This window comes from Burkholderia sp. SRS-25, assembly GCF_004343765.1.
Taxonomy (GTDB): domain Bacteria; phylum Pseudomonadota; class Gammaproteobacteria; order Burkholderiales; family Burkholderiaceae; genus Burkholderia; species Burkholderia contaminans.
In genome coordinates, this window is sequence record NZ_PTXM01000018.1 from 208,689 (window position 1) to 230,380 (window position 21,692).

Here is a 21,692-nt window from a genome sequence, read left to right on the forward strand (position 1 = left end):
CTATGCGCTCACGCGTGCCGTCAGGCAGCCGCGTCGCGCGCCTCGAAGAACGCCAGCAGTTCGTCGATCAGCGCGACGGGCGCCTCTTCCGGAATGTAGTGCCCGCACTCGAGCGCGCGGCCGCTGACGTCGCGCGCCACGCGGCGCCATTCGGCGAGCGGATCGAAGCAGCGGCCGACGATCCCGTTCTCGCCCCACAGCACGCGCAGCGGGCACGCGACCTTGCTGCCGCGCTCGAGATCCGCACGGTCGTGCTCGAGATCGATCGTCGCGGACGCGCGGTAGTCCTCGCACATCGCATGCACGGCGCCCGGCTGCGCGAGCGCGGCCCGGTACGCGGCGAGCGCCTCGGGCGCGAACGGCGCAAGGCCGGCGGACCGGTTGCCCATCACGCGCTCGATGTACGCATCGGTATGCGCGCCGATCAGCGTCTCGGGCAGCGGTTCCGGCTGGATCAGGAAGAACCAGTGGAAATACGCGGTCGCGAACGCGCGATCGGTTTTCTCGTACATCGCGAGCGTCGGCGCGATGTCGAGCAGCATCATCCGCTCGACGGCGTCCGGATGATCGAGCGCGAGCCGGTGCGCAACCCGCGCGCCGCGATCGTGCGCGCACACATGGAAGTGGTCGAAACCGAAATGCCGCATCACGGCGACCTGGTCGGCCGCCATCGCCCGTTTCGAATACGCCATGTGCTGCGCATCGCTCGGCGGCTTGCCCGACGCACCGTACCCGCGCAGGTCGGTGGCGATCACCGTGAAATGATTCGCGAGCGTCGCGGCAACGCGATGCCAGATCATGTGGGTTTGCGGATGTCCGTGCAGCAACAGGAGCGGCGGACCCGCGCCTCCTTTGACACCGAAAATGTCGGTGTCCTGCACCGTCACGCGAAACGGTGCAAACGCCTCAAACGACATGGTTTGTTTCTCGTTGGTTTGTTATGGCGGCTATTTTAGGAGCGCTCGTGCATCTGCACAGCGGGGCAACAGCCAGAATCCGTAGAAAGAGAACACTCACTCGATTGCCGGCACACCGCGCATTTTGTTAAGCTCGCGTAGAATCGCACGATCGTTCGTATTAATAAGGACGACCTCGTTTCGCCACTACACTTGAATCACCGTTCGACCGCAAAGCATGGCGTCGGCGCGACCGCGCGGGCGCCCCTGGAGACTGGAGACATCACATGGCATTGCCCACCGTCCTGCAGAACCTGACGCTGCCCGTCATCGCGTCGCCGATGTTCATCGTCAGCTACCCCGAACTCGTGCTCGCGCAATGCAAGGCGGGCATCGTGGGTTCGTTCCCCGCGCTCAACGCCCGTCCGGCCGAACTGCTCGACGAGTGGCTCACGCAGATCCAGTCCGAGCTCGCCGACCACCAGGCAAAGAATCCCGGCGCGGTGATCGGCCCGATCGCGGTCAACCAGATCGTCCATCAGTCGAATGCGCGGCTCGAGCATGACGTGCGCGTGTGCGTCGAGCACAAGGTGCCGATCTTCATCACGAGCCTGCGCGCACCGGCGCGCGAGATCGTCGACGCGGTGCACAGCTACGGCGGCATCGTGCTGCACGACGTGATCAACCTGCGCCACGCGCAGAAGGCGCTCGAGGCCGGTGTCGACGGTCTGATCCTCGTCGCGGCCGGCGCAGGCGGCCATGCGGGCACGACGTCGCCGTTCGCGCTCGTCGGCGAAGTCCGCAAGATCTTCGACGGCCCGATCGTGCTGTCCGGCGCGATCGCGAACGGCGGCTCGATCCTCGCCGCGCAGGCGATGGGCGCCGATTTCGCGTACATGGGCACGCGCTTCATCGCGACGCAGGAAGCGCACGCGATCGACGACTACAAGCACGCGATCGTGAACGCGAAATCGTCGGACATCATCTACACGAACCTGTTCACGGGCGTGCACGGCAACTACATTCGCGAGAGCATCGAGAAGGCCGGGCTCGATCCGGAGGCGCTGCCGGAATCCGACAAGACCAAGATGAATTTCGGCAGCGACAAGACGAAGGCGTGGAAGGACATCTGGGGCGCCGGCCAGGGCGTCGGCCTGATGGACGACCTGCCGAGCGTGGGCGCGCTCGTCGAGCGCCTGAAGCGCGAGTACGACGACGCGAAGGCGCGGCTCGGCATTCCGCGCTGACGGCCGCCGCCGGCGCGAATACCGTCGGACAAAACGAAAAGCGCGAACCGCTGCGGTTCGCGCTTTTTCATTGCCCCGCTGTTGCGGGAAAGACGGCTCAGACCGCGCGCTTCATCCGCGTGATCGGCAGCACGCGCAGGCGCGATTCGATCGACGGGCACAGCGACTGCCCTTCGAAACGCGCCGCCAGGAAGTCGACGAACGAACGCACCTTCGCGGACACGTGACGACGGCTCGCGTACACCGCGTAGATCGGCGCCTCGTGCGGCGGCACCGCATCGAGCAGCACCGGCACGAGCCGGCCGGACTCGATGTCGTCGCCGACCACCTCGGTGCCGAGCAGCGCGATGCCCGCGCCCGCGAGCACGGCCGCACGCAGCCCTTCGAGATGATTCACGATCAGGTTGCCGTTGAGGTTCACGCGCGATGCGGCGGCCGCGTCGATCACCAGCGAGTCGAGCATCGTCGAATTCGAGTCGCGCCGCAGGTAGTTGTGGTGCGCGAGATCGGCGATCGTCGCGGGCGTGCCGTGCTTCTCGAGATACTCGGGCGACGCGACCAGCAGGATGTGCGCGGTCGCGATCTGCCGCGCGACCAGAGACGACGATTTCAGTCCGTTCGGCGCCGCGCGCACCGCGACGTCGTAGCCTTCCTCGATCAGGTCGACCACGCGATCGGACAGCGTCATGTCGACGGTCACGTCCGGGAACCGGCCCGCATAATCGGTGACGGCCTGCATCACGTGCCGCAGCCCGAACGCCGATAGCGACGTGACGCGCAGCCTGCCTTGCGGCACCACGCTCGCGGCACCGACGGCCTGCCCGGCTTCGTCGAGTTCCGACAGCGCCTGCACGAGGCGCTCATAGTATTCGCGTCCCGCCTCGGTAGGGGCGACGCGTCGTGTCGTGCGATGCAGCAGCCGTGCGCCGAGCTGCTGCTCGAGATGCATCACGTGCTTGCTCGCCATCGCAGCCGACATCTGCATGCGCTCGGCCGCGCCGACGAAGCTGCCCACTTCGACGACGTAGCGAAACACATTCATGCTGACGAGGGTATCCATCGAACTAGCTCGTAATGACGGGGGAATGGTCCAATTACGAGATAGGGTAACAAAGGCGGGGAAACAGAAAGGTCAAGAAAGGCAAAACGGCGCCGCGGGGTCGCAGCGCCGTTTTTGCGGGAAAACATGCAATCCGGACGCGCTTTTCGCGCGCGTCAGAACTTCGCGCGGATGCCGGCACCGAACGTGTTGCCGGTCGACAGGCCGCTGATGTGGTCGTTCATGTACGCAGCGTAGACGTCCGTGCGCTTGGACAGCGGATAGTCGTAGCCGACGGCCCAGGTCTGGCGCGTCTGGTCGAGGCCGCCCGAATCGCGCGAGTACGCATACGACGCCATCGCGTTGCCCACGCCGAGCGGCACCGACACACCGCCCTGCGCGGTGTTCACGTGCCAGCTGCCCGCGACCTGGTCGTTCTTCGTGTACATGTACTGGCCGAACAGCTTCACGTACTTCAGGTCGTAGGTCGCGCCGACTTGCGCGATGCCCTGGCTCTTCATGCCGGCCACCAGCGCGCTCAGGTCACGCGGGCCGTTGTTGAAGTTCACGTACTGGTAGACCGCGGTCGCCGCGAACGGGCCGTTCGCATAGTTGAACTGCGCGCTCCACTTCTTCGAGCCATTGTCGCCGGCCTGGTTGCCGAGTGCGTACATCGCGCCGAAATTCAGGCCACCGAACGAAGGCGACGTGTACGACAATGCGTTGTTCCAGCCCGAATCACCGACGGCGCCCTGGTCGCTCGGGTAGGTCGGGAACGTGCCGAGGCCGAGGAACACGTGGTACACCATCGGCGAGAAGGTGTACGAGTCGTAGAACGGGTTGAACAGGATCGTCGACAGGAACAGGTGCGTCGTCAGGCGGCCGGCCGTCACCGTGCCGTACGGCGAATCGATGCCGACGTACGCGTTGCGCGCGAAGAACGTGTCGCCCTGGAAGCGGCCGAACTGGCCGTTCTGCGCGCGGAAGAAGCTTTCCAGCGTGAAGATCGCCTTGTAGCCGTTGCCGAGATCCTCGGCGCCGTGCAAGCCCCAGTACGACGTCGACATGCCGCCGCCGCTCACGTTCCACGCGCGGTCGCCGCCCGGGAACTTGGTTGCGCCGACCCATTCGTCGACCTGACCGTAGAGCGACACGCTCGACTGTGCATGGGCGGGAGCGGTAGCCGCCAGGCAGGCGGCCGCGGCGATCAGCTTGACGGACGTGCGCGACGCACGGCGAGCGAATGCTTTCATTGGATCTCCAGATTTTGTCGAATAGTCGATAAGTGGCGCGAGCGTTGTTTTTTGGAGCCGAGTGCTTGCGTCGTATGGGGCGCAGCCATCTTTACGGATCATTCGTCCGGTCAAAATTGCGCACACTTATTGCGGGTATAGCGGCGGCATTAACTTCGCGGAATGGATACGTGACCGAGTACCCGTCGGCGGCCCCGCGCAAACGCGGTCGCGCGGCGGGGCGGCGGCGTGGCACACGCGAGCCGGGCGCGAAAGATAGCGCAATGCGACGGGAAAATCAGCGGAAATCTGTGCGCGACTGTGGCGAATTCGCATCAGCCGGCGGAGGGACGCGCGCGCGGGCGCTCAGTTTCGGTAGAACGGGGAGAAAGACGGCGAATGCGCAGGCTCGTCCTGCGAGCGGGGCGGCGGCATCGGGCGCCCGCCGCGCTCCTCGTTGTAGCGCGCGACGTCGGCGCGGATCGAACCGGCACGCAGCGGCACGTTGCCGCCGCCCGGCGGGCGCGGCATCTGGCGCACGTCGGCGCTGATCGGGCGATACGGGCTTTGCGCGGCGTAATGGCCATACGACGGCGTCGGCCGCAGCCCCCAGCGGGAGCCGTAGCCGTTCACGCCGCCGGCGCGTGCACCGGGCGGGGGCGCCACGCGGCGCCAGACGGGCCCGCCACCAGCCGGCTGACCGTACGCGCGCATGTCGCCGCCACCGAAGCCGTGGCCGCCGAAGCCGTGGCCGCCGAAGCCTTGACCACCGAAGCCCTGGCCGCCGAACGCATGACCGCCGTGAGGCGGTTGCGCGAGCGCGAGCGGCAACAGCAGCGCGCCGAGCACGCCTGCCACCCATCGTCCGATCTTCCGTTTCACCCGTTCCGTCATCGTTCAGTGCCTGTCCACGCCCGCCGCCGGCTCCTTTCGGCCGACCCAAGGCTTTCAGCAGTAATTTATGAGCGGGCCGAAAGCGTGTCGAGCCAAAAAATGTTATGTCGCCGGCATCGGTGTAACACCATGTTACTGCTAGGTTTTTTCACTTCCGGGCGCGACCGCGACAGAACATTCTTCTGCCGTTTTGCGCACGGCCGGCCCGGTGCCGTCAGCGCTGCCGCATGAGATTGGCTCATCAATCGATTCCCACAATGCATTTGTGTAGTGAATCCCCGACCGGGACAATGGCGCCATCCGCGCGCGCGACTTGCGCCTCCGTCGTTTCCGAATCGAGTTCCCGATGGCCCGTCCCCGTTTTCTTCCCGACAACTTCACGCTCGCGCTCGTCGGCACCGTCGTGCTCGCGAGCTTCCTGCCGTGCCGCGGCGCGGCCGCCCATGCGTTCAACTGGGCGACCAACATCGCCGTCGGCCTGCTGTTCTTCCTGCACGGCGCGAAGCTGTCGCGCGAAGCCGTCGTCGCGGGTGCGACCCACTGGCGGCTGCATGCGGTCGTACTGCTCAGCACGTTCGCGCTGTTCCCGCTGCTCGGCCTCGCGCTGAAACCCGTGCTGCAGCCGCTCGTCACGCCGACGCTGTATGCGGGCGTGCTGTTCCTGTGCACGCTGCCGTCGACGGTCCAGTCGTCGATCGCGTTCACGTCGATCGCGAAGGGCAACGTGCCGGCCGCCGTGTGCGCGGCATCCGCGTCGAGCCTGCTCGGGATCTTCGTCACGCCGGCGCTCGTCGGGCTGATGATCACGTCGCAGTCGGCGGCCGCCGCGTCGCCGTGGAGCACCGTCGGCAGCATCGTGATGCAACTGCTCGTGCCGTTCATCGCCGGCCAGTTGCTGCGGCCCGTGATCGGCGGCTGGATCGACCGCAACCGCGGCGTGCTGCGCTTCGTCGACCAGGGCTCGATCCTGCTCGTCGTGTACGTCGCCTTCAGCGAGGCCGTCAACGAAGGCCTGTGGCACCAGATCCCGCCGCGCGCGCTCGGCGGCCTGCTCGTCGTCAACCTCGTGCTGCTCGCGATCGCGCTGCTGCTGACCGCGTTCGTCAGCAAGCGGCTCGGCTTCAACCGCGCCGACCAGATCACGATCATCTTCTGCGGATCGAAGAAGAGCCTCGCGGCCGGCGTGCCGATGGCGAAGGTGATCTTCTCGGCGAACGCGGTCGGCGCGATCGTGCTGCCGTTGATGCTGTTCCACCAGATCCAGCTGATGGCGTGCGCGGCGCTCGCGCAGCGCTGGGGCGCGCGCGACATGAGCGGCGAGCACGACGAGGGCGACGCGGCATCGGCGTCCGGCGCGCTGAGCGCGGGCAAGCGCTGACGAGCGGGGCGGCAGGAGGGTCAGCGCGAGGTGCCGTCCCGGTGTTCTCGCCTTTCGCCTTTCGCCTTCTGCCTTCTGCCTTCCGCTCGCCGCCCTTCCCGATGCGCCCCAGGCGCGATGCACCACCAGCGCCCATCGCGTCACGAAATCTTCATTCAATTCCCCGCGGGCGATGCCGTTAAGTCGGGCGTCCTGTCGATTCGGCTGCCCTCGCCCATGCCCGCGCCCCACTCCGACTCCGCTGCCGTCAGCATCACGCGCCTGATCGCCGATCGCGCGCTCGCCGCCGTCTTCCAGCCGATCGTCGATCTCGGGTCGGGGACGGTCGTCGGCTACGAGGGCCTGATACGCGGCCCGAGCGGCACCGACCTCGAGCCGCCCGCCGCGCTGTTCGCGCAGGCCGCGCGCGAAGGCGAAACGATCGCGCTCGAACAGGCGGCCGCGCTCGCCTGCCTCCACGCATTCGCGGCACTCGGCTGCGACGGCAAGCTGTTCCTCAACTTCAGCGCCGGGACGATCCTGAAGCTCGCCAGCGAACGCGAGCGTGCACGCCAGCTCCTCGTCCGCGCGCGGATCGGCGCCGAGCGCATCGTGATCGAGCTGACCGAGCAGAATGCGATTCCCGACGTCGCCCAGATCGGCCCGGCGATCGCCTCACTGCGCGACGCCGGCATCCAGTTCGCGCTCGACGACTACGGCACCGCGAACGCGAGCATGAACCTGTGGCTGCGCCTGCATCCGGACGTCGTGAAGATCGACCGCTTCTTCATCCACGACATCGCGCGCGACCCGCTGAAGTTCGAAGCCGTGAAGGCGATGCAGCACTTCGCGCAGGCGAGCGGCGCGCAACTGATCGCCGAAGGCATCGAGAACGAATGCGACCTGATCGTCGTGCGCGACATGGGCATCTGCTGCGTGCAGGGCTTCCTGCTCGGCCGGCCCAACGCGCAGCCGTCGCGGGTCGTCGCGCCGGCCGCGCGCGATGCGATCCGCGCGCCGCACATCGCGGTGTTTCCCGGCGCGACGCGCGCGGTGCGGTCGGCCGGCACGATCGCCGGAAAGATGCTCGTGCCGGCGCCGGCGTTGCCGCGCGACGCGACCAGCAACGACGTGCTCGACCTGTTCAACCGGATGCCCGACCTGCATGCGGTCGCGCTCGTCGAACGCGGGCGGCCCATCGCGCTCGTGAATCGCCGCGGCTTCATCGACCGCTTCGCGCTGCCGTACCACCGCGAGGTGTTCGGAAAGAAGCCATGCCTGCAGTTCGCGAACGATGCGCCGCTGATGATCGACAACGCGACGACCTTCGAGCAGCTCGCGATGCTGCTCGCGAGCCACGACCAGCGCTATCTCGCGGACGGCTTCGTGATCACCGAGCACGGCCGCTACGTCGGGCTCGGCACCGGCGAGAGCCTGGTGCGCGCGGTGACGGAGATGCGCATCGAGGCCGCGCGCTACGCGAATCCGCTGACGTTCCTGCCCGGCAACATCCCGATCAGCGCGCACATCGACCGCCTGCTCCAGCGCGACGCCGGTTTTCATGCGTGCTACGTCGACCTGAACCAGTTCAAGCCGTTCAACGACCAGTACGGCTACTGGCAGGGCGACGAGGTGCTGAAGTTCGCGGCGACGGTGCTGGCCGGCGTGTGCGACCCGCAGCGCGACTTTCTCGGGCACGTCGGCGGCGACGATTTCCTCGTGCTGTTCCAGCGCGCCGACTGGCGCGAACGCGCCGCCGACGCGATCGCCCGCTTCAACGAAGGCGCGCAGCTCTTCTACACGCAGGCCGACCGGCAGGCGGGCGGGCTGCACGGCGAGGACCGCCACGGCAACCCGGCGTTCTTCGGCTTCGTGACGATGGCGATCGGCGCGGTCGGCGTGGCGCCCGGCGCGCACGGCGCGAAGCGCTACGGCAGCGACGAGATCGCGTCGGTCGCCGCACTCGCGAAGCGGCGCGCGAAACAGCAGCCGGATGGGCTCGCGGTCGTCGACCTCGACGCGGGCCGCGCCGCGCTGCGCCATCGCGGCGCGCCGCCGGCCGTGGCAATCCGCTGAACGGCGGGCGACAGCCGCTTGCACATCCGGCGGCGCCAGCTGCGGCGATGGCGTACATTCACCCGCCAGGCAACCAGGCCGTTAGTTGCATACCAACTTTACGGTGGCCCGCGGAGGCGATCGGGCGCCGCTCCCGCGAACACATGAAGCCAGCCCGCTTGCCGCCCGTTTCCAGCTCGCGAGGCGCTCGCACGTCCACCTTGCCTTTTTCGCGTTTTGTTTAGTATTTTTAGTAACGGCGTTTTCGCAGATTAGCGCTTAAAAACCGGGAATTTGCGGGTATTCCCCGGCCATCCGGCCCGAATTCCGCAATACGTTTTACTATACAATCGCTTTCACCCTAAACAAACCGGACCGCGAACGATGGGTACGACCATTCGCGATGTGGCGCGGGCGGCAGAGGTCTCGATCGGCACCGTCTCCCGCGCGCTGAAAAACCAGCCGGGCCTGTCCGAAGCCACGCGTGCGCGCATCGTCGAGATCGCGCAGCGGCTCGGCTACGATCCCGCGCAACTGCGGCCGCGCATCCGCCGGCTCACCTTCCTGCTGCATCGCCAGCACAACCGCTTTCCGGCCAGCCCGTTCTTCTCGCACGTGCTGCACGGCGTCGAGGATGCGTGCCGCGAGCGCGGCATCGTGCCGACGCTGCTCACGGTCGGGCCGAACGACGACGTGCTGCGCCAGATGCGCCCGCACGCGCCCGACGCGATCGCGGTGGCCGGCTTCATCGAGCCCGAGACGATCGAGGCGCTCGCCGCGACCGGCCGCCCGCTCGTGCTGATCGACCTGTGGGCGCCCGGGCTGCGTTCGGTGAACATCGACAACGCGACGGGCGCGGCGCTCGCGATGCGCCACCTGCTCGCCACCGGCCGCACGCGGATCGCGTTCATCGGCGGCTCGCCCGCGCACTACAGCATCGCGCAGCGCGCGATCGGCTACCGGCGCGCGTTCTTCGAGGCCGGGCGGCTGTTCGATCCCGCGTACGAAGTGACGATCGATGCGGGGCTCGATCCCGACACCGGCGCCGCGCGGGCGATGGAGCAGTTGCTCGACGCGCCGGGCCCGCGCCCGGAAGCCGTCTTCGCGTACAACGACGCGGCCGCGCTCGCCGCGCAGCGCGTGTGCACCGCGCGCGGGCTGCGCATCCCCGACGACATCGCGATCGTCGGCTTCGACAACATCCCGGCTGCCGCGCACGCGAGCCCGCCGCTCACGACGCTCTCGGTCGACAAGGAGGCGCTCGGCCGCCGCGGCGTCGAGCTGCTGCTCGCGGAAGCGCCCGAGCGCACCGAGATTTCCCTGCCCGTCGAGCTGATCGTGCGGGCCAGCAGCCAGCCCGCCGGCTCCCCGGCACTCGATACCGCCACGGTCACCGAATCATCATGAACATGCCCCCGGTCCAACCCTGCACGGCCGCGCCGGCCGCCCACACGCAAGCCGCGCCGTTCGTCGCGAGCTTTCGCGACCCGTCGTTCCTGCTGTCGCACATCGAGGACACGCTGCGCTTCTACGCCACGAACGCATTCGACCCGACGGGCGGCTTCTACCACTACTTCCGCGACGACGGCAGCATCTACAACCGCACGTCGCGCCACCTCGTCAGCAGTTGCCGGTTCGTCTTCAACTACGCGATGGCGTACCGGCATTTCGGCGATCCGCGCCACCTGGAATACGCGCGCCACGGGCTGCGCTTCCTGCGCGACGCGCACTGGGACGACGAACGGCAGGGCTACGACTGGGAACTCGACTGGCGCGACGGCGCGAAGCGCTCGACCCTCGACGGCACGCGCCACTGCTACGGGCTCGCGTTCGTGCTGCTCGCGGCCGCGCACGCGACGATGGCCGGCATCGACGAGGCCCGCCCGCTGATCGCGGCCACCTTCGAGCTCGCCGAGCACCGTTTCTGGGATGCGGCCGCAGGACTCTATGCGGACGACGCGACGCCGAACTGGGTCGTGTCGTCGTACCGCGGCCAGAACGCGAACATGCACATGACGGAGGCGCTGCTCGCGGCGTACGAGGCGACCGGCCACCTCACGTACCTCGATCGCGCGGAAAAGCTCGCGTCCCACGTCACGCAGCGCCAGGCCGCGCTGTCGGGCGGGCTCGTGTGGGAGCACTATCATGCGGACTGGTCGGTCGACTGGGACTACAACAAGGAAGACAGCTCGAACATCTTCCGTCCGTGGGGCTTCCAGCCCGGCCACCAGACCGAATGGGCGAAGCTGCTGCTGATCCTCGAGCGGCACCGGCCGCTCGACTGGCTCGTGCCGCGCGCGGCCGAGCTGTTCGACGCTGCGCTCACGCACGCGTGGGACGCCGATCACGGCGGCCTGAATTACGGCTTCGGCCCCGACTTCACGATCTGCGACCACAACAAGTATTTCTGGGTGCAGGCGGAAACCTTCGCGGCCGCCGCGATGCTCGGCGCGCGCACCGGCAGCGAACGCTTCTGGGACTGGTACGACGAGATCTGGCGCTACAGCTGGGCGCACTTCGTCGATCACCGCTACGGCGCGTGGTACCGCATCCTCACCTGCGACAACCGCAAGTACAGCGACGAGAAGAGCCCGGCCGGCAAGACCGACTATCACACGATGGGCGCGTGCTATGACGTGCTCGCGACCCTCGCGCGTGCGCAGCGCAGCGAGCCGACGCAATGAGCGGCGGCACGTTTCCGGCTTTCGTGTCGGCAGGCGACATCCTGACCGACATGGTGCGCGCGGGTGACGCGCAATGGACCTCGGTGCCGGGCGGCGCCGGCTGGAACGTCGCGCGCGCGGTTGCGCGGCTCGGCGTGCCGAGCGCGCTCGCGGGCTCGATCGGCGAAGACTGCTTCTCCGACGTGCTGTGGCGCACGAGCGAAGCGGCGGGGCTCGACCTGCGCTTCCTGCAGCGCGTCGCGCGGCCGCCGCTGCTCGCGATCGTCCACGAGACCCGCCCGCCCGCTTACTTCTTCATCGGCGAAGCGAGCGCCGACCTCGCGTTCGATCCGGCGCGACTGCCGCCCGGCTGGACCGACCACGTGAAATGGGCGCATTTCGGCTGCATCAGCCTCGTGCGCGAACCGCTCGCCGGCACGCTGGCCGCGCTCGCGGCCGACCTGCACGCGCGCGGCGTGAAGATCAGCTTCGACCCGAACGTCCGGAACCTGATGACGGCCGCGTTCCGGCCGACGCTCGAAAAGATGGCCGCGCTCGCCGACCTGATCAAGGTGTCCGACGAGGACCTGCGGCACCTGTTCGGCGGCGACGGCCCCGACGCGATTGGCGCGGTGCGCGCGCTGAACCCGCGCGCGGCAGTGCTCGTCACGCGCGGCGCGCAGGCGGCGACGCTCTATGCCGACGGCGACGTGCACGAAGCCAGCCCGCCGCGCGTCGAGGTGGCCGATACCGTCGGCGCGGGCGACGCGTCGATCGGCGGCATGCTGTTCAGCCTGATGGCCGCGCCGCAGCGATCGTGGCGCGAGCATCTCGTGTTCGCGCTGGCGGCGGGCGCCGCTGCGTGCCGCCATACGGGCGCGCACGCGCCGACGCTCGACGAGGTCGTCGCACTGATCGAACGATGACGGGAAAGATGGCGACCGGACCCCGTTCGGTCACCGATAAGCGGCGCTGTACATGCTGCGCCGCAGTGCTACGATGAAGTGTCCTTTTGCGGGAGAGCACGATGGACACCAACACGTTCACGAAGGGCATCTACACGGCCAAGGCGCATACCCAGCAGGTGGGCAACGGGCAGTTCCAGGGTTACGTGATCCTCGCGCGGGACGACGGGGACGACACCGAGAACACGCGCTACGACGTCCACTCGACGAGCCCCAGCGAGGAGGAAGCGTTCGACGAGGCGAAGGCGCTCGCGCACCGGATCCTCGGCGAAATCGAGCTGTAACACGCCGCCATTCAGGCGCGGCTCAGAGCAGCCGCGCCACCATCGACAGCAGCATCGTCAGCACCAGCGTCGACATGAACGGGAACGGGTAGCGCCGCCCGCCGAGCGTCAGCGTGACGTCGCCCGGCATCCGACCGATGCCGAGCTTGCCGAGCCACGGCCAGCAGCGCGTCAGGATCATCACCGCGACGAACGACGTCATCAGCCAGCGCAGCATGTCGGCTCCCGTCAGAGGGCGTGCGAGCGGTCGCCGCGCGCGAACGCGTCGAGCGTGCCGTCGATGCCGCGCGAGAACGCGATCACCTTGAACAGCTCGCCCATCTCGGCTTCGGAAATCAGCTTCTGCACCGCGTTCGCCGCCGGCAGGAAGGCGTGGATGTCCGACGGATCGATCGCGGACAACGCGTCGGTGATGCCCGCATTCAGCAGGAAGCGCGCCTGCGACGTGTAACCGAGCAAATCGGCGCCGGTCGCGACGGCCGCGTCGTAGATGCCGGTGAATTCGACGTGCGCGGTGATGTCCTGCAGCCCCGGGTACAGGAACGGATCGTCGTGCGCATGGTGACGGTAGTGGCACATCAGCGTGCCGCGGTCACGCTGCGGGTGGTAGTACTCGTGCGCGGGAAAGCCGTAGTCGACCAGCAGCACCGCGCCGCGCCCGAGCATCGTGCAGACGGTGCGCGTGAACGCCAGCGCGGCCTCGTGCGTCTCGGTCACGTAGCCGTCCGCCGCATCGTCAAGGCCCGCGAGCACCGGCGGCAGGCCGGCCGGTGCGGCCGGCCGGTCCTCGAACACGAACGCCTGCCGCGCGTCGAGCGCAACACCGCGCTCGCGCCATGCGCCGCCCGCCTTCGCGAACAGGCGCACCGGCATCGCATCGAGCACCTCGTTACCGACCACGACACCGTCGAAGCGCTCGGGCAGCGCGTCGAGCCAGCGCACCTTCGCGGCGAGCGCCGGGGCGGCGGCCGTGATCGTGTCGCGCTGCCGCTCGCGCAGCTCGCCCGAGAGATCGACGATCAGGTAGGCGTCGAGTTCGACACCCAGCGCGTCGAGCGCCGCGAGCAACCCGGCCGCGAGCTTGCCCGTGCCGGCGCCGAATTCCATCACGCTGCGCGTGCCGCTCGCCGCAAGCGCTTCCGCGACCGGTTGCGCGAGCGTCTGCGCGAACAGCGGCGACAGCTCGGGCGCGGTGACGAAGTCGCTGCCGTCATCGGCACGGCGCCCGAACTTGCGCGCGCCGCCGCTGTAATAGCCGAGGCCGGGCGCATACAACGCGCGCTCCATGAAGCGGTCGAACGGCAGCCAGCCGCCGGCCGCCTCGATCTCGTCGCGCAGTTGCGCGGCGAGGGTTTCGGACTGCGCGAGCGCGTCAGGGCCGGGAGCAGGTAAACTAGCGGGTTCGTGAGCTTTCGGGTTCATCCCGGCATTGTAAATGACCGTTTCAGCCGATACGTCGACCCAGCGCGTGGCGCTCGTCACAGGTGCCCTGGGCAGCGCAGCCGACGCCGCGTCGATCGGTCGGGCGCTCGCCACGGGATTCGCCCGGCGCGGCTGGGACGTCGCGCTGCAGCGCAGCCACGGCACGCCGCATGCGGCGGCCGACGCACTCGTCGCCGAAGTCGCGGCGCTCGGCCGCCGCGCGGTCGTGCTCGACGCCGATCTGGCCCTGGAGGCCGACGCCGCCGGACTCGTCGCCGCGTGCGGCGCGGCGCTCGGCCGGCCCGCGTGCGCGGTGTTCGTGAGTGCCAGCGCCGGCGTCGACGACGCGCACACGGTGGACGGCGCGTCGCTCGCCGGCGCCCTCGCGCGCAACGTGACGGCGCCGCTCGCGCTGGCCCGCGCGCTCGCCGATGCGACGCCCGACGCCGCGCGCGAGCACGAAGCGTTGCGCGCCTGCGCGATCCACGTGCTGGATCAGGCGCTGTTTCACCCGGCACCGGCGCAGCTGTCGCACGCGCTGATGCAGGCCGCGCTGAACCGCGCGACGTCGGCGCTGGCGCTGGCGCTCGCGCCGAAGGTGCGGGTCGCGGCGCTCGTGCGCGGCCACGCGCCGCACGCGGACGACATCGCGGCGGCGGCCTGCTATCTCGCGAGCGCGCCCGGCGTCACCGGCGCGACGCTGACCGTCGACGGCGGCGAGCACCTCGTGCCGCCCGCCGCCGGCCCGAATGAATGAACTGCGCGGAAACGCGCGGCCTGACCGCCGCCGCCCGCGCCGCTTTGCGTGTGCGCACGCCAATTTGACTGGGACGACCATGTTTTCCGCTCTCCTGCACCCCCGCCTCGCGGACTGCCGCAGGCTCTACCTGCGCGACTACGAAGTGCACATCAACATCGGTGCCTTCGAACACGAGAAGCGCGGCGAGCAGCGCGTCGTCATCAATATCGACCTGTTCGTGCCGCTCGCGCTGTCCACCCCCGTCGACGACCGGCTGCATGAAATCGTCGACTACGATCTGATGAAGCAGAGCGTCACGCAATGCCTGGCGCGCGGCCACATCCACCTGCAGGAAACGCTGTGCGACGCGATCGCCGCGCGCCTGCTGGCGCACGATGCCGTGCGCGCGGTACGCGTCTGTACCGAGAAACCGGACGCTTATCCGGACTGCGACGCCGTCGGCGTCGAAGTCTTTCGCATCAAGGACGAGGAGCGCACATGAACGCCCCCCACATGAATGACACGGCGGCCGATGCCGCCACCCTCGACACGCCCGCCGCGCCGGCCGGCCGCCCGGCGCTGACGCGCCGCGAACAGAAGGACGCGTACGAGAACAACAAGCTGTTCAAGCGGATCGTGCGCCAGGTCGGTCAGGCGATCGGCGACTTCAACATGATCGAGCAAGGCGACAAGGTGATGGTGTGCCTGTCGGGCGGCAAGGACAGCTACGCGATGCTCGACGTGCTGCTGCGCCTGCGCGAACGCGCGCCGATCGATTTCGACATCGTCGCTGTGAACCTCGACCAGAAGCAGCCTGGCTTCCCCGAGCACGTGCTGCCGGAATACCTGAAACAGGTCGGCGTGCCGTTCCACATCGAAAACCAGGACACGTACAGCATCGTCAAGCGGCTCGTGCCCGAGGGCAAGACGACCTGCTCGCTGTGCTCGCGGCTGCGCCGCGGGATCCTGTACCGCGTGGCCGGCGAGCTCGGCGCGACCAAGATCGCGCTCGGCCACCATCGCGACGACATCGTGCAGACGCTGCTGCTCAACATGTTCTACGGCGGCAAGCTGAAGGGGATGCCGCCGAAGCTGCAGTCGGACGACGGCAAGAACATCGTGATCCGCCCGCTCGCGTACGTGAAGGAAACCGATCTGGAGAAATACGCGGAACTGCGCGAATTCCCGATCATCCCGTGCAACCTGTGCGGCAGCCAGCCGAACCTGAAGCGCGCGGAAATGAAGGCGCTGATCCGCGAATGGGACAAGCGCTTCCCGGGCCGCGTCGAAAACATGTTCAATGCGCTCGCGAAGGTCGTGCCGTCGCACCTGATGGACACGACGCTGTACCCGTTCCAGTCGCTGCGCGCGACGGGCGAGGCCGATCCGCAGGGCGACATCGCGTTCGACGAGGAGCCGTGCGCGTCGGGCGACGACAGCGCCGCGCCGGGTGGCGCCCAACCGATCTCGATCGTCCAGTTCGACGATCTGTAAGCAGGGACCGAACACCCGCCGAAACCGGGGCCGGCGGCCTCGTTTCGGCGTTGTCGCCCCGCCGCGACAGGCCCGGAGCGACAAGGGCCGCGTGCTAAAATGGACGGCTTCGAACTCTGACCCAAGCGCGCGCCATGAATATCGTGATTTTGGCGGCAGGCACCGGCAAGCGCATGCGTTCCGCCCTGCCGAAAGTGCTTCACCCGCTGGCCGGCAGGCCGCTCCTCTCCCACGTCATCGACACCGCGCGCACGCTGCAGCCGTCCCGGCTCGTCGTCGTCGTCGGTCATGGCGCCGAGCAGGTCCAGGCCGCCGTCGCCGCACCCGACGTCCAGTTCGCGGTGCAGGCCGAACAGCTCGGCACCGGCCACGCGGTGCGCCAGGCGCTGCCGCTCCTCGATCCCGCGCAACCGACGCTCGTGCTGTACGGCGACGTGCCGCTCACGCGCGCGTCGACCTTGCAGCGCCTCGTCGACGCCGCACGCGAAGGCCGTTACGGGATTCTGACGGTCACCCTCGACGATCCGACCGGCTACGGCCGCATCGTGCGCGACGCGGCCGGCTTCGTCACGCGCATCGTCGAACAGAAGGACGCGTCGCCCGAACAGCTGAAGATCGCCGAGATCAACACCGGCATCATCGTCACGCCGACGGCCCAGCTGTCGATGTGGCTCGGCGCGCTGAGGAACGAGAACGCGCAGGGCGAGTACTACCTGACCGACGTCGTCGAACTGGCGATCGAGGCCGGTTTCGACGTCGTCACCGCGCAGCCCGACGAGGAATGGGAGACGCTCGGCGTGAACAGCAAGGCGCAGCTCGCCGAGCTCGAGCGCATCCACCAGCGCAACATCGCCGACGCTCTGCTCGTCGACGGCGTCACGCTCGCCGATCCGGCGCGCGTCGACGTGCGCGGCACGCTGCGCTGCGGCCGCGACGTGTCGATCGACGTGAACTGCGTGTTCGAAGGCAACGTGACGCTCGCCGACAACGTGACGATCGGCGCGAACTGCGTGATCCGCAACGCGTCGGTCGGCGCGGGCACACGCATCGACGCGTTCACGCACATCGACGGCGCCGAGCTCGGCGCGCACACCGTGATCGGCCCGTACGCGCGGCTGCGCCCCGGCGCGCAGCTCGCGGACGAAGCGCACGTCGGCAACTTCGTCGAGGTGAAGAACGCGGTGATCGGCCACGGCTCGAAGGCGAACCACCTCACGTACATCGGCGACGCCGACATCGGCGCGCGCGTGAACATCGGCGCGGGCACGATCACCTGCAACTACGACGGCGCGAACAAGTTCCGCACCGTGATCGAGGACGACGTATTCGTCGGCTCCGATACGCAGCTCGTCGCGCCCGTGCGCGTCGGCCGCGGCGTGACGATCGCCGCCGGCACGACGATCTGGAAAGATGTAGCCGACGGCCTGCTCGCGTTGAACGAGAAGACCCAGACCGCGAAGAGCGGCTACGTCCGCCCGGTCAAGAAGAAAAGCTGAACCTTTTGCGGGCGCCCCGGCGGCGTCCGCGTCGACTTACAGGACTCACTCATTCATGTGCGGCATTGTCGGCGCAGTTGCGCAGCGTAATATCGTTCCGGTGCTGATCGAAGGATTGCGGCGCCTCGAATACCGTGGCTACGACTCGTGCGGCGTCGCCGTGCTCGAGCCCGGTGCACCGAAGCGTGCGCGCAGCGTGGCGCGCGTCGCCGATCTCGACGCGCAGGTGCGCGAATCGCACCTCGAAGGCACGACGGGCGTCGCGCACACCCGCTGGGCGACGCACGGCGCGCCCGTCACGCACAACGCGCACCCGATCTTCTCGTCGAACGCGCTCGCGCTGGTACACAACGGCATCATCGAGAATTTCGAATCGCTGCGCGAAGCGCTGCGTGCGAAGGGCTACGAGTTCGTGTCGCAGACCGACACCGAAGTGATCGCCCACCTCGTGCACAGCCTGTATCGCGGCAACCTGTTCGACGCGGTGCGCGAAGCGGTCGGCCAGCTGCACGGCGCGTATGCGATCGCCGTGATCCACAAGGACCAGCCGCATACCGTCGTCGGTGCACGCCAGGGTTCGCCGCTCGTGGTCGGCCACGGCGACGGCGAGAACTTCCTCGCGTCCGACGCACTTGCACTCGCGGGCAGCACCGACCACTTCACGTTCCTCGAGGAAGGCGACGTGTGCGAGCTGTCGCTCGACGGCGTGACGATCGTCGACCGCCACGGCGCCACCGCGCAGCGCGAGATCCGCGTGGTCAGCGCCTACGGCGGCGCGGTCGAACTCGGCCCGTATCGTCACTTCATGCAGAAGGAAATCTTCGAGCAGCCGCGCGCGATCAGCGATACCGTGCCGCAGACGGACGGGCTCGACGCGACGCTGTTCGGCGACGCCGCGCCCGCCGCGTTCGCGGACATCGACAGCCTGCTGATCCTCGCGTGCGGCACGAGCTACTACTCGGGCCTGACCGCGAAATACTGGCTCGAATCGATCGCGAAGATCCCGACCCAGGTCGAAATCGCAAGCGAATACCGCTACCGCGAATCGGTGCCGAACCCACGCCAGCTCGTGCTGGTGATCTCGCAGTCGGGCGAGACGGCCGACACGCTCGCGGCGCTCAAGCACGCGCAGTCGCTCGGCCATACGCACACGCTCGCGGTCTGCAACGTCGCGACGAGCGCGATGGTGCGTCTCACCGAAATGCAGTTCCTGACGCACGCGGGCACCGAGATCGGCGTCGCGTCGACGAAGGCGTTCACGACGCAGCTCGTCGCGCTGTTCGTGCTGGCGGCCACGCTCGGCAAGCTGCGCGGGCACGTCGATGCCGCGCAGGAAGCGGAATTCCTGAAGCAGCTGCGCCACCTGCCGGCCGCGCTGAACAGCGTGCTCGCGCTGGAGCCGCAGATCATCGCGTGGTCGGAGGAATTCGCGCGCAAGGAAAACGCGCTGTTCCTCGGCCGCGGGCTGCACTACCCGATCGCGCTCGAAGGCGCGCTGAAGCTGAAGGAAATCTCGTACATCCACGCCGAGGCCTATCCGGCCGGCGAACTGAAGCACGGGCCGCTCGCGCTCGTCACGGAAGCGATGCCGGTCGTCACGGTCGCGCCGAACGACACGCTGCTCGAGAAACTGAAGTCGAACATGCAGGAAGTGCGTGCGCGCGGCGGCGAGCTGTACGTGTTCGCCGATGCCGACACGCAGATCGTCAACGACGACGGCTTGCACGTGATCCGGATGCCGGAGCACTACGGGCAACTGTCGCCGATCCTGCACGTCGTGCCGCTGCAATTGCTTGCGTATCACACCGCGTGCGCACGCGGCACCGACGTCGACAAGCCGCGCAACCTCGCGAAGTCGGTGACGGTGGAATAAGGCGGGACGCCGGGCCGCGTGCCGGCGAGATAGACGGAGAGACAATGGCAAGACTGATTGGATGTGGTGTGCTGGCGCTGGCGTTCGCGTCGACGGGCTGGGCCGCCGAGCATTACGTCGAGGTCTGGAATCCGCCCGAGGCGCGGCAGCCGGCAGCCCATGCGCCGGAATCCCGTACCCCGGCCACGCACACGGGCGCCGACGCACGCGCCGGCAAGAACGCGGAGAAGCACGCGAATGCCACCCCGAAAGCCGCGGCGAAACCGCACAAGCGCCGCGTCGTGCAGGCCGTGAAAGCCGATTCGCATCGTCCGTCCGCGGCCGAGGCGCCGGTCGCTCCGCGCCCCGTTGCGCAGCCCGCACCGGGACGCCTGACGGTGATGCAGCCGGCTGCGCCCGATGCGCCGCATGCCCTGAATTACTCCAACATCCCGCGTCAATACACACCGGACGGCAACGTGCTGCAGGTCGGCACGCACGGCCGCTCCGCGGAGGTGGCTCGATAATGGAAGCGCAAACCTACCACGGCTATCAGATCTGGGGCCACGCGATCCTGCAGCAGGACGAGATCCTGCAGCCCGAGCGCTTCGCGGCGAGCGGCACGATCACGCAGAACAACAAGCTGGTCGAGGCATCCGGCGTGCTCGGCGTGTTCGACACCGAGGACGATGCGCGCGAAGCGGGGCTCGAATGGGCTCGCGCGTGGATCGACAGCCACCGCTGAGCAGGCGCGGCGTGCGCACATGAAAAAAGGGGCGTCATGAACGCCCCTTTCCTATTCGAACCCGTGCGACTCAGGCCGCGGGCCGTGGCGGCCGAATTGCGGTCTGCGGCCGGCCGACGAGCCGTGCCAGCCCGACGATCGTGGCCAGCGTCGCGAGATACGCGACGATCTGGATGCCCGCCGGTCGCGCGGTATAGCCGATCAGCGTATGCAGCGCCTTGCCGACGAGGCTCGAATCCTTGAGCAGCCACGACGTATCCCAGACCGTATCGCCCCACGACGGCACGAGGCCCGCCGAGAGCAGGAAGCCGACGCACTGGCTTGCCATCCCCGCCGCGAGCAGCACGATCAGCCAGTTGGTGACGGTGAACAGGCGCTTCAGCGGAATCTGCAGCAGGCCCGCATACATCCCGTAGCCGAGCCCGGCGCCGCCAAGCACACCCAGCAGCCCGCCGACGATCATCTGCGGCGTCTGCCCCGGATCGCCCGCCGCGATGCCGTACAGGAACAGCACGGCCTCGGAGCCTTCGCGCAGCACCGCGACGCCGACCACGATCGCCAGCCCCGTCAGCGGCTTGCTGCCGTCCGCGACGGCGCGCCCGGCCGCGGTCATCTGCATCGCCATCTCGCGGCCGTGCCGGCTCATCCAGATGCTGTGCCACGCAAGCATCAGCGTCGCGACGAACATCACGCCCGCGTTGAACACCTCCTGCCCCATGCCGGACGCCCACTGCGAAATCACGTCGGCAAACGCGGCGATCAGGCCGGCGCCGATCACGCCGCCCGCCAACCCGCCGCCGACCCACCAGCCGCGCCGCGGCACGCCCTTGGTGGCGGCCATCACGATCGACACCACCAGCGCGGCCTCGAGCACTTCACGAAAGACGATCAGGGCAGTAGACAACATGGCGATATGGGCTTACTTGACGGTCAGGTGCGTCTTCGACTGCGCTTCGTGATACTCGTCGTGGAATTCGTACGTGCCGGCCTTCAGCGGCCCGACCATGATTTCCACCGACTTGCCCGCGGGCACCACCTTCTCCGCCTTGAAGTCGTCGCTCTCGAATTCGGCGGGCGTCGCGTCGAGGTTCTTCACGACGAACTTCACCTTCTTGCCGGCGGGGATCGTCACGCCGTCCGGCGAAAACTTGTGGCCCTTCAGGGTCAGGTCGACGACATCGTCGGCCGCGAATGCGGACGTTGCCGATGCGCCCAGCAGGGCCAGCGCGAAGCCGAAAGCGAAACGATTCATGAGGGTAACGAATTGAAATATCGAAGGGAACCGATATTAAGATCGATTCGCATTTTCAAC

Annotated in this window: 22 protein-coding genes; 14 read left to right on the plus strand and 8 right to left on the minus strand. The window is 68.2% G+C overall.

Annotation, left to right across the window (positions count from 1 at the left end):
* Positions 1-20 precede the first annotated feature (20 nt).
* Positions 21-917: an alpha/beta hydrolase gene (locus tag C5O79_RS25335; RefSeq protein ID WP_122474401.1), complete on the minus strand. Its 897-nt coding sequence runs from the start codon at positions 915-917 to the stop codon at positions 21-23.
* A 266-nt stretch (positions 918-1,183) separates the two neighbouring features.
* Between C5O79_RS25335 and C5O79_RS25340 the strand changes: the two genes are divergently transcribed.
* Positions 1,184-2,143, plus strand: coding sequence for a nitronate monooxygenase family protein (locus C5O79_RS25340; protein ID WP_039346483.1), 960 nt, complete (start codon positions 1,184-1,186; stop codon positions 2,141-2,143).
* 97 nt (positions 2,144-2,240) lie between these two features.
* Here the strand turns inward: C5O79_RS25340 and C5O79_RS25345 are convergent, their stop codons facing one another.
* The 3 genes from C5O79_RS25345 to C5O79_RS25355 form a co-directional block, all read right to left on the minus strand.
* Complete coding sequence (locus C5O79_RS25345; protein ID WP_011353416.1) at positions 2,241-3,203, minus strand: LysR family transcriptional regulator; 963 nt, start codon at positions 3,201-3,203, stop codon at positions 2,241-2,243.
* 155 nt (positions 3,204-3,358) lie between these two features.
* The gene (locus tag C5O79_RS25350) at positions 3,359-4,435 is read right to left on the minus strand and encodes a porin (protein ID WP_122474402.1); all 1,077 of its coding nucleotides are present in this window, start codon (positions 4,433-4,435) and stop codon (positions 3,359-3,361) included.
* A 345-nt stretch (positions 4,436-4,780) separates the two neighbouring features.
* Positions 4,781-5,308, minus strand: a complete 528-nt coding sequence (locus C5O79_RS25355) for a peptide-binding protein (RefSeq protein ID WP_122474403.1) — start codon at positions 5,306-5,308, stop codon at positions 4,781-4,783.
* 346 nt (positions 5,309-5,654) lie between these two features.
* On the opposite strand from C5O79_RS25355, the gene C5O79_RS25360 reads away from it, so the two are divergent.
* The 6 genes from C5O79_RS25360 (at position 5,655) to C5O79_RS25385 (ending at position 12,632) form a co-directional block, all read left to right on the plus strand.
* Positions 5,655-6,686: a bile acid:sodium symporter family protein gene (locus C5O79_RS25360; protein ID WP_046544275.1), complete on the plus strand. Its 1,032-nt coding sequence runs from the start codon at positions 5,655-5,657 to the stop codon at positions 6,684-6,686.
* A gap of 216 nt (positions 6,687-6,902) precedes the next feature.
* Positions 6,903-8,741 carry a phosphodiesterase gene (locus tag C5O79_RS25365; protein ID WP_122474404.1) on the plus strand — a complete coding sequence of 613 codons (1,839 nt, stop codon included), beginning with the start codon at positions 6,903-6,905 and terminating at the stop codon, positions 8,739-8,741.
* 363 nt (positions 8,742-9,104) lie between these two features.
* Entirely contained in the window at positions 9,105-10,127 is a 1,023-nt protein-coding gene (locus tag C5O79_RS25370) for a LacI family DNA-binding transcriptional regulator (protein ID WP_122474405.1), read from the plus strand.
* A complete protein-coding gene (locus tag C5O79_RS25375) occupies positions 10,124-11,404 on the plus strand; it encodes an AGE family epimerase/isomerase (RefSeq protein ID WP_122474406.1) in 1,281 nt (426 codons plus the stop codon). Before C5O79_RS25370 ends, C5O79_RS25375 begins: the two co-directional genes overlap by 4 nt.
* Positions 11,401-12,309, plus strand: a complete 909-nt coding sequence (locus C5O79_RS25380) for a carbohydrate kinase (protein WP_046544273.1) — start codon at positions 11,401-11,403, stop codon at positions 12,307-12,309. The genes C5O79_RS25375 and C5O79_RS25380 overlap by 4 nt, the downstream gene beginning before the upstream one ends.
* Positions 12,310-12,410: 101 nt before the next feature.
* A complete protein-coding gene (locus C5O79_RS25385) occupies positions 12,411-12,632 on the plus strand; it encodes a hypothetical protein (protein WP_039355365.1) in 222 nt (73 codons plus the stop codon).
* A gap of 22 nt (positions 12,633-12,654) precedes the next feature.
* Here the strand turns inward: C5O79_RS25385 and C5O79_RS25390 are convergent, their stop codons facing one another.
* A complete protein-coding gene (locus C5O79_RS25390) occupies positions 12,655-12,849 on the minus strand; it encodes a DUF2905 domain-containing protein (protein WP_039355363.1) in 195 nt (64 codons plus the stop codon).
* Positions 12,850-12,860: 11 nt separating this feature from the next.
* Positions 12,861-14,054, minus strand: a complete 1,194-nt coding sequence (locus C5O79_RS25395; RefSeq protein WP_046544272.1) for an SAM-dependent methyltransferase — start codon at positions 14,052-14,054, stop codon at positions 12,861-12,863.
* 13 nt (positions 14,055-14,067) lie between these two features.
* On the opposite strand from C5O79_RS25395, the gene C5O79_RS25400 reads away from it, so the two are divergent.
* From C5O79_RS25400 to C5O79_RS25430, 7 genes are all read left to right on the plus strand, one after another.
* Positions 14,068-14,811, plus strand: a complete 744-nt coding sequence (locus C5O79_RS25400) for an SDR family oxidoreductase (RefSeq protein WP_122474407.1) — start codon at positions 14,068-14,070, stop codon at positions 14,809-14,811.
* Between the two features lie 79 nt (positions 14,812-14,890).
* A complete protein-coding gene (locus C5O79_RS25405) occupies positions 14,891-15,295 on the plus strand; it encodes a dihydroneopterin aldolase (protein ID WP_039355357.1) in 405 nt (134 codons plus the stop codon).
* A complete protein-coding gene (gene ttcA, locus C5O79_RS25410) occupies positions 15,292-16,287 on the plus strand; it encodes a tRNA 2-thiocytidine(32) synthetase TtcA (protein WP_046544270.1) in 996 nt (331 codons plus the stop codon). Before C5O79_RS25405 ends, ttcA begins: the two co-directional genes overlap by 4 nt.
* A 134-nt stretch (positions 16,288-16,421) precedes the next feature.
* Positions 16,422-17,783, plus strand: a complete 1,362-nt coding sequence (glmU, locus tag C5O79_RS25415; protein ID WP_039355353.1) for a bifunctional UDP-N-acetylglucosamine diphosphorylase/glucosamine-1-phosphate N-acetyltransferase GlmU — start codon at positions 16,422-16,424, stop codon at positions 17,781-17,783.
* A 55-nt stretch (positions 17,784-17,838) separates the two neighbouring features.
* Positions 17,839-19,656, plus strand: coding sequence for a glutamine--fructose-6-phosphate transaminase (isomerizing) (gene glmS, locus C5O79_RS25420; RefSeq protein WP_131931839.1), 1,818 nt, complete (start codon positions 17,839-17,841; stop codon positions 19,654-19,656).
* A 44-nt stretch (positions 19,657-19,700) separates the two neighbouring features.
* The gene (locus tag C5O79_RS25425) at positions 19,701-20,162 is read left to right on the plus strand and encodes a hypothetical protein (protein ID WP_047852308.1); all 462 of its coding nucleotides are present in this window, start codon (positions 19,701-19,703) and stop codon (positions 20,160-20,162) included.
* Complete coding sequence (locus tag C5O79_RS25430) at positions 20,162-20,380, plus strand: hypothetical protein (protein WP_021162109.1); 219 nt, start codon at positions 20,162-20,164, stop codon at positions 20,378-20,380. Before C5O79_RS25425 ends, C5O79_RS25430 begins: the two co-directional genes overlap by 1 nt.
* A gap of 70 nt (positions 20,381-20,450) precedes the next feature.
* On the opposite strand, the gene C5O79_RS25435 is transcribed toward C5O79_RS25430, so the two are convergent.
* Together C5O79_RS25435 and C5O79_RS25440 are read right to left on the minus strand one after the other, a co-directional pair.
* The gene (locus C5O79_RS25435; RefSeq protein WP_046544267.1) at positions 20,451-21,287 is read right to left on the minus strand and encodes an FTR1 family protein; all 837 of its coding nucleotides are present in this window, start codon (positions 21,285-21,287) and stop codon (positions 20,451-20,453) included.
* A 12-nt stretch (positions 21,288-21,299) separates the two neighbouring features.
* Positions 21,300-21,632 (minus strand): cupredoxin domain-containing protein, encoded by a 333-nt coding sequence (locus tag C5O79_RS25440; RefSeq protein WP_122474409.1) that lies wholly within the window; start codon positions 21,630-21,632, stop codon positions 21,300-21,302.
* Positions 21,633-21,692 lie beyond the last annotated feature (60 nt).

Bases quoted from the DNA above. Each gene is read 5' to 3' on its own strand.
- C5O79_RS25335 (WP_122474401.1), bottom strand. From the start codon at position 917: ATGTCGTTTGAGGCGTTTGCACCGTTTCGCGTGACGGTGCAGGACACC.
- C5O79_RS25340 (WP_039346483.1), top strand. From the start codon at position 1,184: ATGGCATTGCCCACCGTCCTGCAGAACCTGACGCTGCCCGTCATCGCG.
- C5O79_RS25345 (WP_011353416.1), bottom strand. From the start codon at position 3,203: ATGGATACCCTCGTCAGCATGAATGTGTTTCGCTACGTCGTCGAAGTG.
- C5O79_RS25350 (WP_122474402.1), bottom strand. From the start codon at position 4,435: ATGAAAGCATTCGCTCGCCGTGCGTCGCGCACGTCCGTCAAGCTGATC.
- C5O79_RS25355 (WP_122474403.1), bottom strand. From the start codon at position 5,308: ATGACGGAACGGGTGAAACGGAAGATCGGACGATGGGTGGCAGGCGTG.
- C5O79_RS25360 (WP_046544275.1), top strand. From the start codon at position 5,655: ATGGCCCGTCCCCGTTTTCTTCCCGACAACTTCACGCTCGCGCTCGTC.
- C5O79_RS25365 (WP_122474404.1), top strand. From the start codon at position 6,903: ATGCCCGCGCCCCACTCCGACTCCGCTGCCGTCAGCATCACGCGCCTG.
- C5O79_RS25370 (WP_122474405.1), top strand. From the start codon at position 9,105: ATGGGTACGACCATTCGCGATGTGGCGCGGGCGGCAGAGGTCTCGATC.
- C5O79_RS25375 (WP_122474406.1), top strand. From the start codon at position 10,124: ATGAACATGCCCCCGGTCCAACCCTGCACGGCCGCGCCGGCCGCCCAC.
- C5O79_RS25380 (WP_046544273.1), top strand. From the start codon at position 11,401: ATGAGCGGCGGCACGTTTCCGGCTTTCGTGTCGGCAGGCGACATCCTG.
- C5O79_RS25385 (WP_039355365.1), top strand. From the start codon at position 12,411: ATGGACACCAACACGTTCACGAAGGGCATCTACACGGCCAAGGCGCAT.
- C5O79_RS25390 (WP_039355363.1), bottom strand. From the start codon at position 12,849: ATGCTGCGCTGGCTGATGACGTCGTTCGTCGCGGTGATGATCCTGACG.
- C5O79_RS25395 (WP_046544272.1), bottom strand. From the start codon at position 14,054: ATGAACCCGAAAGCTCACGAACCCGCTAGTTTACCTGCTCCCGGCCCT.
- C5O79_RS25400 (WP_122474407.1), top strand. From the start codon at position 14,068: ATGACCGTTTCAGCCGATACGTCGACCCAGCGCGTGGCGCTCGTCACA.
- C5O79_RS25405 (WP_039355357.1), top strand. From the start codon at position 14,891: ATGTTTTCCGCTCTCCTGCACCCCCGCCTCGCGGACTGCCGCAGGCTC.
- ttcA (WP_046544270.1), top strand. From the start codon at position 15,292: ATGAACGCCCCCCACATGAATGACACGGCGGCCGATGCCGCCACCCTC.
- glmU (WP_039355353.1), top strand. From the start codon at position 16,422: ATGAATATCGTGATTTTGGCGGCAGGCACCGGCAAGCGCATGCGTTCC.
- glmS (WP_131931839.1), top strand. From the start codon at position 17,839: ATGTGCGGCATTGTCGGCGCAGTTGCGCAGCGTAATATCGTTCCGGTG.
- C5O79_RS25425 (WP_047852308.1), top strand. From the start codon at position 19,701: ATGGCAAGACTGATTGGATGTGGTGTGCTGGCGCTGGCGTTCGCGTCG.
- C5O79_RS25430 (WP_021162109.1), top strand. From the start codon at position 20,162: ATGGAAGCGCAAACCTACCACGGCTATCAGATCTGGGGCCACGCGATC.
- C5O79_RS25435 (WP_046544267.1), bottom strand. From the start codon at position 21,287: ATGTTGTCTACTGCCCTGATCGTCTTTCGTGAAGTGCTCGAGGCCGCG.
- C5O79_RS25440 (WP_122474409.1), bottom strand. From the start codon at position 21,632: ATGAATCGTTTCGCTTTCGGCTTCGCGCTGGCCCTGCTGGGCGCATCG.